Source organism: Kribbella sp. NPDC050124 (assembly GCF_044460355.1).
Classification (GTDB): domain Bacteria; phylum Actinomycetota; class Actinomycetes; order Propionibacteriales; family Kribbellaceae; genus Kribbella.
Genome location: NZ_JBITJU010000024.1, coordinates 81,102 through 98,122, shown reverse-complemented (window position 1 = coordinate 98,122; position 17,021 = coordinate 81,102). Strand labels below are relative to the sequence as shown.

14 protein-coding genes are annotated in these 17,021 nt (G+C 65.7%); 6 read left to right on the top strand and 8 right to left on the bottom strand.

Features of this window, described 5'->3' with window-relative positions; all coding sequences use genetic code 11:
- Positions 1–38: 38 nt before the first annotated feature.
- On the bottom strand, positions 39–998 hold the full coding sequence (locus ACIBL3_RS37700) for a helix-turn-helix domain-containing protein (protein WP_396358703.1): 960 nt from the start codon (positions 996–998) through the stop codon (positions 39–41).
- 169 nt (positions 999–1,167) lie between these two features.
- Here ACIBL3_RS37700 and ACIBL3_RS37695 point away from each other — a divergent pair, with 169 nt between their 5' ends.
- The 6 genes from ACIBL3_RS37695 to ACIBL3_RS37670 all read left to right on the top strand — a co-directional run bounded on the left by ACIBL3_RS37695 (position 1,168) and on the right by ACIBL3_RS37670 (position 8,427).
- Complete coding sequence (locus ACIBL3_RS37695) at positions 1,168–2,301, top strand: glycoside hydrolase family 99-like domain-containing protein (RefSeq protein WP_396358702.1); 1,134 nt, start codon at positions 1,168–1,170, stop codon at positions 2,299–2,301.
- Complete coding sequence (locus ACIBL3_RS37690) at positions 2,301–4,124, top strand: DUF2264 domain-containing protein (protein ID WP_396358701.1); 1,824 nt, start codon at positions 2,301–2,303, stop codon at positions 4,122–4,124. The genes ACIBL3_RS37695 and ACIBL3_RS37690 overlap by 1 nt, the downstream gene beginning before the upstream one ends.
- A 126-nt stretch (positions 4,125–4,250) precedes the next feature.
- Complete coding sequence (locus ACIBL3_RS37685; protein WP_396358700.1) at positions 4,251–5,222, top strand: ABC transporter permease; 972 nt, start codon at positions 4,251–4,253, stop codon at positions 5,220–5,222.
- Positions 5,219–6,112: a carbohydrate ABC transporter permease gene (locus ACIBL3_RS37680; RefSeq protein ID WP_396358699.1), complete on the top strand. Its 894-nt coding sequence runs from the start codon at positions 5,219–5,221 to the stop codon at positions 6,110–6,112. Before ACIBL3_RS37685 ends, ACIBL3_RS37680 begins: the two co-directional genes overlap by 4 nt.
- A gap of 23 nt (positions 6,113–6,135) precedes the next feature.
- Positions 6,136–7,776: a hypothetical protein gene (locus ACIBL3_RS37675; protein ID WP_396358698.1), complete on the top strand. Its 1,641-nt coding sequence runs from the start codon at positions 6,136–6,138 to the stop codon at positions 7,774–7,776.
- A gap of 12 nt (positions 7,777–7,788) precedes the next feature.
- Positions 7,789–8,427: an SDR family NAD(P)-dependent oxidoreductase gene (locus ACIBL3_RS37670; RefSeq protein WP_396358697.1), complete on the top strand. Its 639-nt coding sequence runs from the start codon at positions 7,789–7,791 to the stop codon at positions 8,425–8,427.
- A gap of 396 nt (positions 8,428–8,823) precedes the next feature.
- On the opposite strand, the gene ACIBL3_RS37665 is transcribed toward ACIBL3_RS37670, so the two are convergent.
- The 7 genes from ACIBL3_RS37665 to ACIBL3_RS37635 all read right to left on the bottom strand — a co-directional run bounded on the left by ACIBL3_RS37665 (position 8,824) and on the right by ACIBL3_RS37635 (position 16,975).
- Positions 8,824–9,978: an aspartate aminotransferase family protein gene (locus ACIBL3_RS37665; protein WP_396358696.1), complete on the bottom strand. Its 1,155-nt coding sequence runs from the start codon at positions 9,976–9,978 to the stop codon at positions 8,824–8,826.
- Complete coding sequence (locus ACIBL3_RS37660) at positions 9,975–11,303, bottom strand: MFS transporter (RefSeq protein ID WP_396358695.1); 1,329 nt, start codon at positions 11,301–11,303, stop codon at positions 9,975–9,977. Before ACIBL3_RS37660 ends, ACIBL3_RS37665 begins: the two co-directional genes overlap by 4 nt.
- A 36-nt stretch (positions 11,304–11,339) precedes the next feature.
- Positions 11,340–13,010: a hydantoinase B/oxoprolinase family protein gene (locus tag ACIBL3_RS37655; RefSeq protein WP_396358694.1), complete on the bottom strand. Its 1,671-nt coding sequence runs from the start codon at positions 13,008–13,010 to the stop codon at positions 11,340–11,342.
- Positions 13,007–15,037, bottom strand: a complete 2,031-nt coding sequence (locus tag ACIBL3_RS37650; protein ID WP_396358693.1) for a hydantoinase/oxoprolinase family protein — start codon at positions 15,035–15,037, stop codon at positions 13,007–13,009. Before ACIBL3_RS37650 ends, ACIBL3_RS37655 begins: the two co-directional genes overlap by 4 nt.
- Before the next feature lie 14 nt (positions 15,038–15,051).
- Positions 15,052–15,828, bottom strand: coding sequence for an IclR family transcriptional regulator (locus ACIBL3_RS37645; RefSeq protein ID WP_396358692.1), 777 nt, complete (start codon positions 15,826–15,828; stop codon positions 15,052–15,054).
- A gap of 135 nt (positions 15,829–15,963) precedes the next feature.
- Positions 15,964–16,671: a LysR family substrate-binding domain-containing protein gene (locus ACIBL3_RS37640; protein ID WP_396358768.1), complete on the bottom strand. Its 708-nt coding sequence runs from the start codon at positions 16,669–16,671 to the stop codon at positions 15,964–15,966.
- A 205-nt stretch (positions 16,672–16,876) separates the two neighbouring features.
- The gene (locus ACIBL3_RS37635) at positions 16,877–16,975 is read right to left on the bottom strand and encodes a site-specific integrase (RefSeq protein WP_396358691.1); all 99 of its coding nucleotides are present in this window, start codon (positions 16,973–16,975) and stop codon (positions 16,877–16,879) included.
- Positions 16,976–17,021: the final 46 nt, after the last annotated feature.

Below are 17,021 nucleotides of genomic sequence, written 5' to 3'. Positions count from 1 at the left end.
GAGAGATGGTTGCCGATAGCACCAATGATGCAAAGAGGTCAGCCGGCGGCGACCGGCCCGCCGAAGCGGGCGCCGCTCACGGGGAGGGCGGCTGCTCCATCGGAGGACGTGTGGTAGCGGGCCTCTCCTGTACGGGCGCGATTGCGGTACGCGGAGGGACTCAGGCCGTAGGCGTTCTTGAATCTGCGGGCGAAGTACCCGGCATCCTCCCAGCCGACCCGTGCGCCGATCTGAGCTACCGGCTCGTCGGTCTGGACCAGAAGCCTCGCGGCTGCCTGCTCTCGCAGTCGATTCAGGTAGGCGATTGGTGGCGCGCCGAGCTCGCGCTGGAACAAACGGACCAGGTGGGTTCGTTCGGTCGTCGTGGCGGCGGCCAGCTGTGCCAGCGTCCACGAGCGGCCAGGATCATCTTCCATCAGCTGGGAGGCTCGGGAGACCGCCGGATGCAGCGGGGCGATCGACCTGCGATGGATTGCCTGCTCAGGTGACCATGACCGGTTCAAGATATCGAGATAGATCAGCAGGTGACCGACGAGCTCGATGCGCGAGCGCCGGGCGGGTGTCGTGTCGCTCATGCTGTGCAGTTCCGCGACCGCCAAGCTCACGTCGTACTGGCCGAGATCGACGCGTTGTGGCAACGACAAGTTCGACTTGTGCACGGTCTGCATCAACGGCAGCTCGGCGTCCAGGAACGAGAGCGTGCCATCGATGAGCTCCGGTGCGACGAAGCTGTCGAAAACCACGACGTCCTCGCACTGCGCGTAGCCGTGCCACTGATTCGGCGGTACGACGATCACGCTGCCGGGACCAATGGGGTGGTCACCGTCGGCTGCGATGTGGAGGCCGCGGCCCTGGGTGACCAGTGCGATCTCGAAGAAGTCATGGTCGTGTGCCGCGACGTCAGCGGGGAGTCGGTGACGGTCTGCCCACACCGGCAAGCCGTCGGGATTGAACACGGCGGCTCGCTCGTAGCGAGGCTTGCTCCGGCTGGTGGTCACTTTCGTCCTACTTTCGCTCAATCCACGCGAAGGTGCAACGCCTTGACTGTCAATAACATCACATCACTAGCAACAGTGACAGAGCACGGAGAGGCACGAGTGACCATCCGACTCAGTCGTAGAACCTTCCTTCAGCGCGCCCACTGACTTCCAACAAGGAGTGAGTCCTGTGTCCCAACGTGACGTCGCGGTTGCGGCGTACTACTTCCCCAACTACCACGTTGATCCACGCAACGAACGGTGGCACGGCGAGGCCTGGACCGAATGGGAGCTGGTGAAACGCGCCGAGTCCCGGTTCGAGGGGCATCTGCAGCCGCGCGTTCCGCTCGACGGCTACCTCGACGAGGCAGATCCGGACGTGATGGCGGGCAAGATCGCGATGGCGACCGAGCACGGCGTCGATGCGTTCCTGTTCGACTGGTACTGGTACAGCGGCCGGCCGTACCTGGAACGCCCGCTCGAGGCGGCGTTCATGCCGAACGCGGCCGAGGGTGACATGAAGTTCGCCCTGATGTGGGCCAACCATCACTGGAGCAACATCCATCCGTGGAAGTCCGCCACGCCACCGACTCACCTGGAGTCCGGCACCGTCGACGCGGAGCAGTTCGCGGCGGCCACCGACTACATCATCGAGCGGTACTTCGGGCATCCGGCGTACCTGCGCATCGACGGTGACCCGTATCTGTCGATCTACGAACTGGCGACCCTCGTTGACGGTCTCGGCGGTGTCGAGGCGACGCGGGTCGCGCTGGACGGTCTGCGCAAACGGGCCGCGCAGGCCGGGTTCCCTGACATCCACCTGAACGCGATCATCCGAGAGCGGCAAGTGCTTCCGGACGACGGGATCGCGTTGGACGGCCCGGACCTGGTCAGCCGTCTCGGTTTCGACAGCGTCACGTCGTACGTCTGGGTACACCATCACCCGATGCCCACCTTGCTCACGCCGTACGCCGAAATGCTCGAGCAGGCCGCAGCCGGCTGGCAGCGATATGCCGCCGAGTACGACCAGCCGTACTACCCGAACATCACGGTCGGCTGGGACTCCTCACCGCGCACCGTGCAGTCCGACAAATTCAACCCCGCGTTCGGGTACCCGCACACCAACATCATCTCCGACGCCACGCCGGAGCAGTTCGGCCGAGCCCTCGAACAGGTCCGCACGTTCGTTGAACAGACCAACGTTCCGCTGGTCACCATCAACGCCTGGAACGAGTGGACCGAGGGCAGCTACCTGGAGCCGGACACTCTGCATCGCCACGGACACCTCGAACAGATCCGCCGCGTCTTCGGAGCCGCGGGCTGATGTTTGCAGGGTCGCCCTACAGCGGCTGGACCCGTCAGCACCTTGTCGACCTTGCGGACGAGTCACTGCTGGCCCTACGGCCGTGGGCGACGCAGGGTCACGCGCGGTTCGATCTGCCGGGGCCGGCAGGGAAGTCAGGCCCGATCTCGGACGGACTGGAGGCCTTCGCCCGTTCGTTCCTGGCGGTTGGCTTCCGGCTGGCGACGGCGGAGTCCGATCCGCGTGATCACGCCGGTTGGTACGCCCGCGGCCTGATCGCCGGTACCAATCCGGACTCGCCCGAGCGGTGGCCGTCCTTGGCGGACATGGCGCAGGCGCGGGTCGAGGCGGCGGCCATCTCGATCGCCCTGCACGAGACGCGCCGATGGATCTGGGAGCGCCTACCGTCCGCCGCCCAGGAGCGAATCGTCAACTGGCTGGCCGGGTCCACCGGCACGTGGTACCCCGACAGCAACTGGAAGTGGTTCCACAACGTTACGCACGCCTTCTTGCGCTCCGCCGGCGGACCCCACGACGAGGCGAGGGTGAACGAGTTCCTCGAGTACCTCGACAGTTGCTACCTGGATGAGGGCTGGTACAGCGACGGTCGCCCGGACGGCCGGGGCGGCAACATCGACTGGTACGCGGGCTTCGTGATGCAACTGTTCTCGCTGTGGTACTGCCGCATCTCCGCCGGTGAGCCGGGGGTCGCAGAGCGACAAGCCCGATACGCAGAGCGGCTCAAGGCCTACGTGGCCTGTGCCGCGGAGCTGTTCGGCGCAGACGGTGGACCGCTGTACCAGGGCAGGTCGCTGGTGTACCGGCACGCAGTGGTCGGCGCGCTGTGGACCGGCGCAGTCTTCGACGCGAACCCACTCCCGCCGGGCCGGCTCCGCCGTACGTGTATGGGAGCGATCAGGTATTTCGTCGAGCGTGGAGCCTATGACGAGGAAGGCCTGCTCAGTCTCGGCTGGCTCGATCGCTTCGAGCCGATGCGTCAGCCGTACTCCGGTCCTGGCGGGCCGTACTGGGCCAGTCTGGGGTTCGCGGGGCTGTTGTTGCCGGAGGCCCACTCGGTGTGGAGCGAGCCGGAAGAGCCTGCGCCGATCGATCTGGGCGATCACCTGTGTGCGATCCGCCCGATCGGCTGGCTGGTGTCCGGCACTGCATCCGACGGCATTGTCCGCGTGATCAATCACGGGGTTGATCACAGTGCAGCGACCCCGAGAGTCGAAAGCCCGCTCTACAACAGATTCGGGTACTCCACCGCGACGGCTCCCGTGCCATTGGCGGACGGCTCGGCGGGGGAGGCCGTCGACAACCAGGTCGCCGTGGTCGACTCCGCGGGACGCTGGTCGCAGCGACCGACGATCGATCTTGTTGCCATCGACAACAGTAGGGCCGAAAGCCGCCAGGTCGCGAGATTCGCCAAGCCGGGCGGGGGCTTCGACGACGGTCCGGCCCTCGAGTGCGTGTCGGTGGTGCGCGGATCGGTTGAGGTCCGAGCCGTACGCATCGAGCCCGCGGGTGCAGCCGAGGCGCTGGTGATATCGGGCTACGCGATCCCGCGCAGCCCGGCACCGGGAGCCCGGCCGGACCTGGTCAGCGCCGTGCTGCCACTCACCTCTGATGGAACGACCGGCAGTTCGGTGCACGCGCTCGAGACTCCGTTCGGAGCAGATCTCGAGGTTCCCTGGTGCCGCTTCGACGCCCCGGAGGCGGACCGTTGGTACATAGTTGCCTCGAGCATGGGTACGGCCGCGCCCGCCTGGCCGGCTGTGGCGGTGTCCGAATCCGGCCGTCCGGTTGTGACGTGGCCGGACGGTGCCGCCGATGAGATCTGATCGGGCTGCAAATCCTGTCCTAGTTTCGGTCAATCCAGGCCGTGGTGCACCCGTCGGTGCGGTCAATAACATCCGGAAAACGGTTACCGCAGCTGAGCTACGCAGATCGCCGGCGAGGAGGAGTTCATGGCCATGACCGTCAAACAACGGTCAGCGACCACCCGTAGATCCACGGTCGCGATCGAGTTGCCGCGAAGGTTCCAACGGCTGCGGCGGGACCGGGTCCTGGTTGCACTCGGCGTGCCTGGCGCGACTGCGCTGATCCTGTTCCAGTACGTTCCGCTGCTCGGCAACGTGATCGCGTTCAAGGACTACCAGCCGTATGTGGGGATCAGGGAATCGCCGTTCGTCGGGTTGCAGAACTTCTCGTTCCTCTGGGACGGGAACCCGGCCTTCCTGAACGCACTGGTCAACACGTTGATCCTGACCGTCGTTCAGGCAGTGTTGGTCTTCCCCATCCCGCTGGGGATCGCCCTGCTGCTGAACAGCCTGGCGGGTGAGCGGCTGAAGCGGTTGCTGCAGTCGGTCCTGTATCTGCCGCACTTCCTGTCCTGGGTGATCGTAGTCGCGATCTTCCAGCAGATGCTCGGAAATGCGGGCATGCTGAACACGTTTCTGATCCAGCACGACCTGCCGATGCTCCACATCATCGGCGTACCGGAACTGTTCAAGGTGCTGCTGACCACGCAGGTGATCTGGAAGGACGCCGGCTGGGGAACGATCATCTTCCTCGCCGCACTCGCCCAGGTCGACCAGGAACAGTACGAGGCGTCCGCTGTCGATGGGGCGAACGGATGGCAACGGCTCTGGCACATCACGCTGCCGTCGCTGAAGGGGATCTTCATCCTGCTGCTCATCCTGCGGCTCGGTGACAGTCTGTCGGTCGGCTTCGAGCAGATCATCCTGCAGCAGGGACCGGTTGGCGCCGACGCCAGCGAGGTCCTCGACACCTGGGTCTACAACAACGGCATCATCGGCGGCGACTGGGGCATGTCCAGCGCGGCAGGGCTGGTGAAGAGCGTTGTCGGCGTTCTGCTGGTGATCGGAGCCAACAAGCTCGCCCACCTGTTCGGCGAACAGGGGGTCTACCAGAAATGACCACACGTCCGATCTGGATGGAGCGGCCGAACCCGCTGACGCAACTGGTGAAGTCCGTCGCACTCGGCATCGCTGTACTGCTCGTCGTCATTCCCTTCTGGTCGGTGATCGCGACGTCTCTCGCGGATCAGAGGACGATCGACGAGTCCGGCGGCGGCATGGTGCTCTGGCCCAACGGAGCGTCGATCTCGGCGTACCGGGCGATCCTGTCCGGAGGAGTGGTCACACGAGCGTTGACCATCTCCGTGGTGGTAACCGTCGTGGGTACCCTGCTGTCGCTGACGGCGACGGCCGGATTGGCCTACTGGCTGTCGAGACGGGGCGCGGCCGGCGCGCGTCCGATGCTGATGGTGGTACTCGGCGCCGTGCTGTTCAGCCCGGGGTTGATCCCAAGCTATCTCCTGGTGAAGCAGTTGGGGCTGTTGGACTCGTGGTGGTCGTTGATCCTGCCGGTGACGGTGAACGCGTTCAACGTGCTGGTGATGCGGGCCTTCTTCCAGCAGTTGCCGCAGGAGTTGTTCGAGTCGGCAGCGATCGACGGTGCGTCGAGCGCAACGACGCTCGTCAAGATCGTGCTGCCGCTGTCCAAGGCAGTGCTGGCCGTGATGGGTTTGTTCTACGCGGTCGGTTACTGGAATGCGTTCTTCAACGCGCTGCTGTACATCCAGAGCACGGACAAGTGGCCGATGTCTTTGGTGCTGCGGACCTTCGTCGTGAACCAGACGACGATCGGCGGTGACCAGGTCGGCGCCGGAGCCGAGGCGATTCCGCCGCAGCTTCCGTTGCAGATGGCGATCCTGGTCGTCGCGCTGGTCCCGATTCTCGTCGTCTATCCCTTCCTGCAAAAGCACTTTGCCAAGGGAGTCATGATCGGCGCCGTCAAAGGGTGAGTCATCCAGTCAGGAGAAAAGCAATGTCGTACAGGGCAGTCGGGCGCAGGTCGTTCCTAGTGAGCGCCGGAGGTGGAGCCGCAGCGCTCCTGGGCGTCGGGTCGCTGACCGGATGCAGCAGCAACGGTGGCGGCAGCCAGGCCAACTCGGTGGAGTCGAACAGCAAGGTCACGCTGCCGACGTACATTCCGTACACGGGGATCACGCCGGATCTTCCGGCCACCGCGAGTGGGGTCGACCCGGCCTTCCGGCACTTCCCGAAGGATCGTCCGAAGTCCGTGACGGACAAGCCCGGGGCCGGCGAGACGGTCAGCGGGATGAGCAACATCTTCCTGCCTGTCCCGCCAGGTGTCGGCAGCAACAGCTACTTGGCGGGCCTGAACGACCGGCTCGGCGTTGACCTGAAGCTTCAGATGGTTCCTGCCGCCGACTATGAACAGAAGTTCGCCACCACGATCGCCGGGAACGAGTTGCCCGACCTCTTACAGATGCGACCGGTGGCCAATCTTCCGGCGCTGCTGGACAAGCGGTTCACCCGGCTGGACGAGCATCTGGCCGGCGACGCGATCAAGAAGTACTCGAACCTTGCGAACATTCCCACCCGGACCTGGAAATCGGCGGTCTACAACGGAGGGATCTACGGCGTTCCGATCCCGCGAGGTGCGGTACAGCTGTACAGCTTCATCCGTCAGGACCTGTTCGAAGCCGCTGGGGTGTCGCCGGAGCCGAAGAGCTTCGCGGAGCTGACCGAGACCGCGAAGGCGCTGACCGACCCCAAGGCACGTCGTTGGGCCTTCGGTGCCTGGAACCAGGTGCGGGACTACCTGCAGATGATGAACAAGGCGCCGAACACCTGGCGCGAAGAGGGCGGCCGGCTCACCCACACGTACGAGACCCAGGAATACAAGCAGGGCATCAGCGACCTCGCACAGCTGTGGTCGGCGGGCGTCATGCATCCGGATGCGTTCTCGGACCAGCTGCCGTTCAAGAACCTGTTCAACGCCGGGACGATCGCGATCAACGCGATCGACGGGTATCTCGGCTGGAACCAGTACATCCAGACCGCCGCCGGGAACCCGAAGTTCAAGCTCGGGCTGATGCCGGCCTACACCCGCGAGGGTGGTGGGCTGGCTCCGTGGTGGCAGGGGAGCGGCATCTATTCGATCACCGCACTGAAGAAGCAGACCGATCCGAAGAAGATCGAGACCTTGCTGCGCGTGCTGAACTGGCTGGCCGCTCCGTTCGGCACCGAGGAGTACGTGTACCGGGTGTTCGGTAAGGAAGGCGTCGATCACGCCGTCAACAGCGACGGGGACCCGACGCTGACCCAGACCGGCCAGACGAACACGGCACTCCCGATTCGCTACCTGGCAGACGCGCCTGCGGTCGTGTATCAGCCCGGGCGTCCGCAGGACGCCGACGTACAGCACGCCTATCAGACGAAGGTGCTGGCGAAGGCGGCGGTCAATCCGACAGTTGGCCTGTTCTCCAACACCAACGCGACCAAGAACGCCATGATCGACAAGGCCTTCAATGACGGAATCAAGGAGATCGTGCAGGGTCGCAAGCCGATGACTACGCTCGACAGCCTGGTGAAGACGTGGCGCAACGCCGGCGGCGACGCGATGCGCAAGGAGTACGAAACCCAACTTCAGAGCCGGTAGGCGGCGGTCCGCATGATGATCTCTGCGTCGGTCCGAAGGTTGTCGTGCGACTACGTCGTCGCCGTCGTCGGCGGAGGCACCGGCATCGGTGCGGCGACGGCCGAGCACATCGGTCGCCTCGGTTCATCGGTGTTTGTGATCGACGAGGATGCTACGGCTGCTGCCGCGACGGCAGCAGCGGTGGCATCAACCGGTGCACGGGCCGGCAGCGCAGGAGCTGACGTGTGCGACGTCGACGCGGTCCAGCGAGCCGTCGACAAGGCTGCCCGCTGGAACGGACGGATCCATGCGATCGTCAACGTCTCAGGCCTGCAGGACCGAGCCGGGTTCGACCCCGCCTTCGACGACTTCGAACGCACCCCGCGGATCGCCCTGACCGCTGCACTCGTGATCGCGCAGGCCGTCGTGCCACGGATGTACAAGGCGGGCTACGGGCGGATCGCGCACCTAGTCTCGGCAGGCGACCTGGGACTGATCGGATTGGTTAGATCTCAGAGCAAGGAGTTGGCCACGACAGGAATCAGTGTCAACGCACTGGTGCCCCCAAGAGGCGCCATTGTCGAGGTCGCCGCGATGCTTGCATACCTGATCTCGCCGGAGTGCATCTGGCCGATTGGGGCCATCGACAACTGCCCCGGCAAGCCTACCTAGTCCTCGCCCCATCCCAGCTAGCTGGCGATCGCCGGCGCGTGGCTGCGGCCTTGGACCCTCACAGATAATTCGTGCCGGCCTGGCGTCCGCTTGGCGCTAGGCCCTCGATCGGATGCACGGGACGTAAGCGAGTGCGATCCCGATCATCGGAGCGTACAGCCCTGGACCGACGAACGCGGCGACGAGGGCAGCCAGCAGATGAATGCCAGATCTGCATTTATTTGTCGCGTCAGTTTTTGAATATCGCTAATCTCATGGGCCCACTGGGGCTGACAGCGACAGCGCCACATGGATGCTTTGTCATGAAGGTCGCGGCCGACAGGATTGCCACAGCCTTGTCGCCGGCCCGCTAAGAGGCTGAACGACCCGTTTCACCGGGTGGGCCTGGAGCGACCGTCACGACAGAATTGACTGCGCTTCTCGGGCTACGGCGGTCACCGCCTCGGCGACCTGCTCGAGGTGGACGGAGGTCATCGCGGTGGACATGGCTAGTAGCCCGTTGGTGCCGCACAGCACGCCTCGGTGGTACAGGTTCCACCACAGTTCGGTGGGGTCGGATGTCATCAGGCGCAGTAGCGAACCCGAGCCGTGGACTTCGACGCCGGCGTCGCGGAGCCAGGACCGCAGTTGGTCGCCGCGGCGGTTGAGTTCGGTGATCTGCAGTGGCCCGTAGAGGCGGAGCGCGGCGAGGCCGGCAGCCATGGTGACGGGGTTGGCGCTGAAGGTTCCGCCCCAGGACACGGCGCCAGGTGCCTGTGGGACGAACGGTGACAGGACGTCGGCGCTGCCTCCGATCGCACCGACGGGGAAGCCGCCGCCGATGACCTTGCCCATGGACACGAGGTCGGGCTTGATGCCGTATTCCTGATGCAGTCCGCCTTCGTGCAGGCGGAAGGTGATGACCTCGTCGATCGCGAGCAGGGCGCCGTACTGCCGGGTGAGGTCCTGGAGCGCGGTGACGTATCCGGGGTCGGCGGGGGTGAGGCCGGCGCGGTTGGGCATCAGGTCGATGAGTACTGCGGCAATCTGGCGGCCGTGGTCGCGCATCGCCGTGGTCAGCGCGTCGAGGTCGTTCTGCGGCAGTACGAGTACTGAGCCGGGGACTACTCCTGGCGCGTCGGGGGAGACGACGGCATCGCCTGTGCCGTGGTAGCTGCCTTCGAATCGCACGATGAGGTCGCGGCCGGTATACGCGCGGGCGGCGCGTAGGAGCATGAGGACCGCTTCGGTGCCTGAGTTGCAGAACCGCCATTGCTCGATGCGGGTGCGGTCGCGCAGGTGCTCGGCGAGCGCGACCTCGGATGTTGTCGGCAGGCCGAATGCGGTGCCACTGCGGGCCGCTTCGGTCGCCGCCTGGAGAATCTCGGGGTGGGCGTGGCCGTGGATGAGCGCTGTGTAGTTGTTGTTGCAGTCGATGACTTGGTGTCCGGTGTGGTCGGTGACGATCGCGCCCTCGCCATGTACCGCGTACGGCGGGTGGGGAGGTACGAACACCGTGGTCCTGGTGTTGCCGCCGGGCAAGACCCGCCTGGCCCGTTCCACCACGCTCATGACGCGCTCCTTGTCGTCGCCACAGCGCCTGACTCCTGCAGGTTGCCACCACGCGTCTCCCGCGTAAGCAACGCAGCGACGAGTACCACGGCCAGCGCTGCGCATACATACCCCACCACGAGCGTGGTGGAATCCGACGCGCGGAGGAGGGCGACCGCGATGGTCGGGGCGAGGCTTCCCCCGACGATGCCGGAGAGCTGGTAGCCCAGTGACGCGCCGCTGTAGCGGTGCTGGGTCTCGAAGAGCTCGCAGATCCAGGACGCCTGGACCCCGTACATCGCGGAGTGGAAGAACAGGCCACCCACGACGGCGAGGACGATCAGGCCGGTGGTTTTCGTGTCGACGAGTGGGAAGAACGCGAACATCCACGCGATCGCGCCGGCGGCGCCGAAGATGGTTACCTTCCTGCGGCCGTAGCGGTCGCTCAGCGCCGCGAATGCGGGGTAGGTGAACAGCTGCATTCCGGCGGCGATCAGGACGGCCAGCAGGCCGACGCCGCGTGGCAGCCCGAGGGTGGTCGTGACGTAGGTGAGCATGAACGTCACGAGCAGGTAGTAGAGGATGTCGGCGCCGGCGCGGATACCGACCACGCGCAGCACGTCTAGTGGCTGGGTCTTGAGCAGGTTGAGGATCGGCGCGCGCGTGGCGGTGCGGGCGTCGGCCTTGAGTTCGGTGAATGCTGGTGATTCGCCGACCCTGCGGCGGATGTAGATGCCGATCGCGACGACCACGATGGAGAGCAGGAACGGTACACGCCAGCCCCACTGCAGGAAGGCGTCGCGCGACAGGATGCCCGACATCAGGTACAGCATGGCGGTGCTCAGGAGTGTGCCGATGGGGACACCGACCTGGACGAAGCTGGTGAGGTAGCCGCGGTGTGCGGAAGGGGCCCGTTCGGCGATCATCAGCGCGCCGCCGGCCCATTCGCCGCCGAGTGCGAACCCTTGGGTGAGCCGGGCGATGACCAGGAGTGTGGGTGCTGCGATTCCGATGGTCGCGTAGCTTGGGATCAGTCCGATCGCAACGGTCGAGCCCCCCATCAGGGACACGGTGAAAAGCAGGACTTTCTTGCGGCCTATCCGGTCGCCGTAGTGTCCTGCGATGATTCCGCCGATGGGCCGGGCGATGAATCCGAGGGCGAAGGTGAGGAATGAGAGCAGGGTTCCGGTCAGCGGGTCGAAGGTGGGGAAGAAGACCTTGTTGAACACGAGTGCCGCGGCGGAGCCGTAGAGGAAGAAGTCGTACCACTCCAGTGAGGTGCCGACGAGGCTGCCGAGGATGGCTCTGCGGATCGGGGTTTCTGATGCTGCTGTTGTTTCGAGCATGGCGTTCTCCAGCGGAGAGAGGTCGGTCAAGGGTGGCTACGCGGTGTGCGCATAGATCCGGGTGGCTGTTTCCTCGTCGAGGTAGCCACGTTCGATGTCATCGGCAACGGCCTCGGACGCGCGCTCGGCCACGGGTCCGTATCCGCCGCCGCCGGGGGTGCGTAGGCACACGATGTCCCCGGCGTGCAGTGCGACGTTTTCGCCTTTGCTGATCATCGGCAGGGTGACGTGCTCGCCGCCGATGCGGAACCACGGGGACGATGTCTGCCCGGGTGTGCCGCCGGAGCGGCCGACCGGGGCGGTCTTGGCCTGGTCTCCGAGCAGGCTGGCCTGGCCTTCGGCGGCGGTGAATTCGAACTCGAAATGCACTCCGAAGCCACCGCGGTGCTCCCCGTGTCCCGCGGATCCGTCGCGAAGGGAGTACTGCCGGAAGCGCAGCGGGTAACGCTGTTCGAGGGTCTCGATCGACTGGACCCGACCGATGCTCATCAATGAGCAGCCGTTGGACAGGCCGTCTCCGCCCGGGTGGCCTCCGTAACCGCCGCCGAGGAACACGTAGAGCACGAACGGGGTCCCGTCGTCGTGCAGGCCGCCGATCGAAAGGTTGTTGACGGTGGCCGACGACCCGGCCGGCACGCGGTCGGGCGCGGCGTCGGCGAGCGCGCCCATGACGGCGGTGATGATGCGTTGGCTGGTCTCGGCCGCACAGCCGGCCACCGGCCTCGGGGGCTTTGCGTTGAGGAAGACGGTCTCGGGGATGATGAAGGTGATCGGTTCGAAGATGCCGGAGTTGATCGGAACGTCAGGGAAGAGGTGTTTGATCGCTACGATGCTGCTCGATACCGTCGCTGCGTGCACCGAGTTCATCGGCCCCCGGCACGGTGCGGAGGATCCACTGAAGTCGATGGTCAGTTCCTCGCCGGCGACGGTGATCTGTGCGTCGACCCGCAGAACCTCGTCGGTGATGCCGTCGTTGTCCATCTCCTCGACGAAGCGGTAGGTGCCGTCGGGGATCTCGGCGATGTACGAGCGCATCTGCTGCGCTGACCGCTCGCGCAGGGAATCGATTACGGCGCTCACGAGCTCGACCCCATACTCGTCGAGCAACTCGGTGAGCCGTGCTTCGCCTGCGCGCAACGCCGTCGCCTGTGCGTCAATGTCACCCAGCACGTCGTCGGGCAGCCGGGAATTGGTCTGCAAGATCGCGACGATGTCGCTGTTCAGTTCGCCGCCGGTGAACAGTTTCACCGGCGGCAGGCGCAGGCCTTCCTGGTAGCAGTCGCTGGCCGCCGCGCCGAAGCCACCTGGTACTCGTCCGCCCAGATCCGGCCAGTGGCCGGTGTTGGCCAGGTAGGCGAACAGTTCGCCGCGGTAGAAGAACGGCCGCACCATCTTGGTATCCATGATGTGCGTGCCGCCAGCGAACGGGTCGTTGACGATGAACGTGTCACCCGGACGGGCATGGTCGGTACCGGAGATCACGCTCGCGACGGTGTACTGCATTGTGCCGACGAAGATCGGCAGTCCGCGGGGGCCTTGGACGATCATGCTGCCGTCCGTGGCGGAGTAGATGCCGTCGGCGCGGTCCCAGGCGTCGGAGATCACCGGTGAGAACGCCATCCGTTCGAATACAGTGTCCATCTCGTCCGCGATCTGTTCGAGTCTGCCCCGGATGACGGCGATGGACAGCGGATCGAGGTCGGTCATGAGGCCACCTTTACGATGAGGCTCCCGTTGTCGTGAACGGTCGCGGATGTAGCTGGAGGAAGCACGATCGTGGTGTCGCTTTGGTCCACGATCAGGGGGCCGTTGAGACATTGCCCGGGGAGCAACGACTCCCGCCGCAGGACGGGGACGGTGTGGGCGCCGTCGGCGAAGACGACGGTCCGTTCATGGGACGGGGCGTGCTCCGTCGAGGTAGCCATGACCTGGTTGACGGGCTGACGCTCTCCGGTCACGACGGTGCGCAGGCCGATCAAGCGGATCGTGCCCGAGGGATTGCGGCCGTTGTAGATCGCGAGGTACTGCCGATGAAACTCCTCACTGAGCCGGTCCGCGGTCCACGTGTCGAGCTCGCTTCCGAGCGGCACATGGATCGAATAGACCTGCTTGCTGAAGCTCATCTCGGCGATGTGCTCCACCGCGATGTCCTGATCGGTGAATCCGTCGGCCAGTAAGGTTTTGCGTCCCAGCTCGGCCTGGTCGGCAAGGACGCATTCGATGCCGCCGGTCGTACACTCCTCGACGTTGGAGCCGACGGCGGTGACGTAGTCGTACTTGACGTCGGCGATCAGGCAGCCGTACGCCGACAGCGCGCCGGGATGCGGTGGGACCAGGACGGTGGTGGCGCCGACAGCCCGGGCCAGCTCGGCGATGTGCATGGGCCCGGCGCCGCCGAAGCCGACCAGCGCGAACTCGCGTGGATCATGTCCTTTATCGACGCTGACCATGCGGATCGCGTTGGCCATCTTCTCGTTGGCGAAGCGGATGATCGCAAGCGCGGCCGTGTCCACGTCGAGACCGAGCGGTTCGGCGACGTGCGAACGGATGGCTTCGTCGGCGGCATCGCGGTCGAGCGCGAGGCCGTCCTGCGTTCCAAGACGCTGGTCAGCAGAGATCCGGCCGAGCACGATGTTGGCGTCGGTGACGGTGGGCCGGGTGCCGCCCCGGCCGTAGCAGGCGGGGCCGGGATCGGAGCCCGCGCTTTCCGGCCCCACCTGGAGGATTCCGGCACGGTCGACCGACGCGATGGAACCGCCGCCGGCGCCGATGGTCGTGATGTCGATCATCGGGACCTTGATCGGGATCCCGTAGTCGATGGCGCTTTCCGTGGTCACCGCTGGGCGGCCGCCTGGGATCAGCGCGACGTCGAAACTCGTGCCGCCCATGTCGCAGGAGATGACGTTGGGCAGACCTGCCGCCTCGCCGAACGCCGCAGCGGCGACGGTGCCTGCGGCGGGTCCGGACAGCAGCGTGCGAACCGCGAGCTCACCCGCTCGACGGGCCGGGATCAACCCACCGTTGGATTGCATCACCTGCACGTCCCTGGCGAATCCTCGATCTTGCAGGCGTTCCTGCACCGCTCCGAGGTAACGCGACATCGGCGCGCGGACGAACGCGTTGGCCACCGTGGTGGTGGCCCGCTCGAACTCGCCGGGTTCCGGGCACACCTCAGATGACGCGGTGACCTCGACGCCGGGCAGCAGGCGGCGCAACTCGCCCGCGAGCGACCGCTCGTGGTCGGCGTTGACGTAGCTGTTGAGCAGGCAAACCGCGACGCTCTCTACTCCGGACTCGCGGAGCGCGGCGGCGACGATCTCGACCGATACCCGGCACAGGGGTTCAATCACCCGACCTCGCGCATCAATGCGTTCGTCGACCTCGAAGGACAAACTCCGCGGGATCAGTGGCCGGTATGCGCCGGTCAGACCGTAGGTGGTGGGCCGGTCACGCCTCCGTAGCTCGAGCACATCGCGAAAGCCGCGTGTCGTGACCAGCGCTGTCCGCGACCCCTTCCGCTCCAAGACGGCGTTGGTCGCGACCGTTGTACCGTGGACGATCGCGTCGAGGTCGCTGAACGGAACGCCGAATTGCTGCAGCCCCGTGAGAAGGCCGTCCGCCTGGCGTCCGGGTGTGGAGAACACCTTCGCCAAGCGCAGTGCCCCAGTCCGCGCGTCATACAGCAGCACGTCGGTGAACGTGCCGCCCACATCGATCCCTGCAACGATCTGCATTGCGTGTGTCATCCTCACTCTTCCTCAACCGACCAGCGCCGGCTAGACAGCAGTTCGGTCATCTTTTGCGCTGCTTCCATCAATGGCTCGATCCATTGCTCAGCGCGGAAACGGCTGGTCGGGCCGGCGACGCTGAGCGCGGCGATGTACTGCCCGTGCCTGTCCGCAACCCCGGTAGCGGTGCCGGAAATCCCCTCTGCGTACTCCTCGTTGTTGACGGCATAGCCTTGGCGGCGGATCTCCGGGAACGCGGCCTTGAGTTCGGACTTCGTGCGAGTGCTGTTCTCCGACCTGCGCGGGAGCACCTCATCGGCGTACAGGCTGTCAACCTGTTGCTCAGGCATATGTGCGAGCAGGAATTTCCCCGAGGCGCAGCTGAACAACGGCATCCGTGTCCCGACACCGATGTCGGCCCGCAACACGTGCTTGGTCTCGAACCGCTGAATGATGATCGCGTCACGATTGCGCGGTACCGCCAGCGAAACGGATTCACCGCTTAGGTCGGCGAGCGCGCGCATCGGTGTGATCAGGTCACCGCCGAACCGTGCCGCATCTGGAACCGCCGATCCCACCTCGAACGCCGTTAGACCGAGCTGGTACCGGCTGTCTGCGCTGCGTTCGACGAAGCCCTGCTCTAGCAGCGTCGCCAGCAGGAGATGGGCCTTGCTCTTCCCGATGTCGAGCGAGCGCGCGACATCGGTGATGCCCATGCCGCCCTGATTGTCGGCGAGCAGGCGCAGCACGCGTAAGGCGGCGGCCGCCGTGCTGGATGTCCGCGAAGTGTTTGACATATACGAACGCCTTTCGTAATATGCGATCACGGTAAAGTGCTTGGGCACCCTGGTCAAGACTTCGTGCGTTGTCGTTCATGCGACCGCCCCTGCGCCCAAGCGGGAGGTTCCCCGTGTGGGGTTGAGTCGAGCGAGTCATCGCGGGAAAGCTGCGGCGCAGTCCCCGGTAGAGCCGGGGCGTGCGGGCGGCCCCGCACCACGTCCGAGGAGAACGGTCGGGGAGTCGGGCAATTCGTCCGTCGTTCCGGCGAGCAGCCTCGGAAGCATGTCGAGCACTCGTCTTAGCGGCGGTGCATCGTCACCGGCGCGTGTGGCGACGGCGAGTTCGACTACGTCCTGCTGCACCAAGGGGCGGTACGTCGCTCCGGAGATCCGCAGTGCCTGCACCGCTTCCGGCACCAGTGCGAGACCGAGACCCGCCGCCACGCTGGCGACAAGTGTCGACGTCTCGGCGACCTGCTGGATCCGTTGGGGGCGGAAACCTGCTCGGTGACAAGAGTCGAGAACCTTCGCGTACATCACGGATCGCTGGTGCGACGGATAGGAGATGAATGGCTCGTCTCGCAGCGCAGCCAGGTTCACCTCGGCATCGCCCGCCAGCACATGCGTGTCCGGCAGCACAGCGAGGAGGGGTTCGCGACGCAGGATCGTGATATCCAGGTCGGGATCCCCGACTGGGGGCCGGATGAACGCGAGATCCAGCGACCGATCGCGTAGACCGGCAATGAGGTCCGGCGTCAGCATCTCGCCGCGGAGGTCCGGCTCGATCATCGGCAGTTCGTCCCGCAACGCCGTGGCCAGGGACGGGAGCACCGCGTACGTCGCGGTTCCGACGAAGCCGATCCCGATGCGACAGATCTCGCCGGCGGCAATCCGTGCGGGTCGGTGAACAACAGCCCGACGACGAGCGCGTCGCGGACGTCGCGAGCGGCGGCGAGCATCGCCATGACCTGCTCGGCGTGCAGGACGCGCGCTGAGGTTGCGCGCCGGGCCACGTTCGATCTGGGGCGGTGGTCGTCGATGGAGATCGGGAGACGGCGGGGAGTCCCTAACTGGCGGCGTAGCGGTAGAGGCTGGACAGCGTCGACAGCCGGCGGGAAATGGAGGAGTCGGCAGCGCCGGAGTCTTGCTGGCGGGTGAGCCACATCGGCACCTCGCCGCGGTGCAGGTCGAGCCCGAAGCGGTCCCGGCCG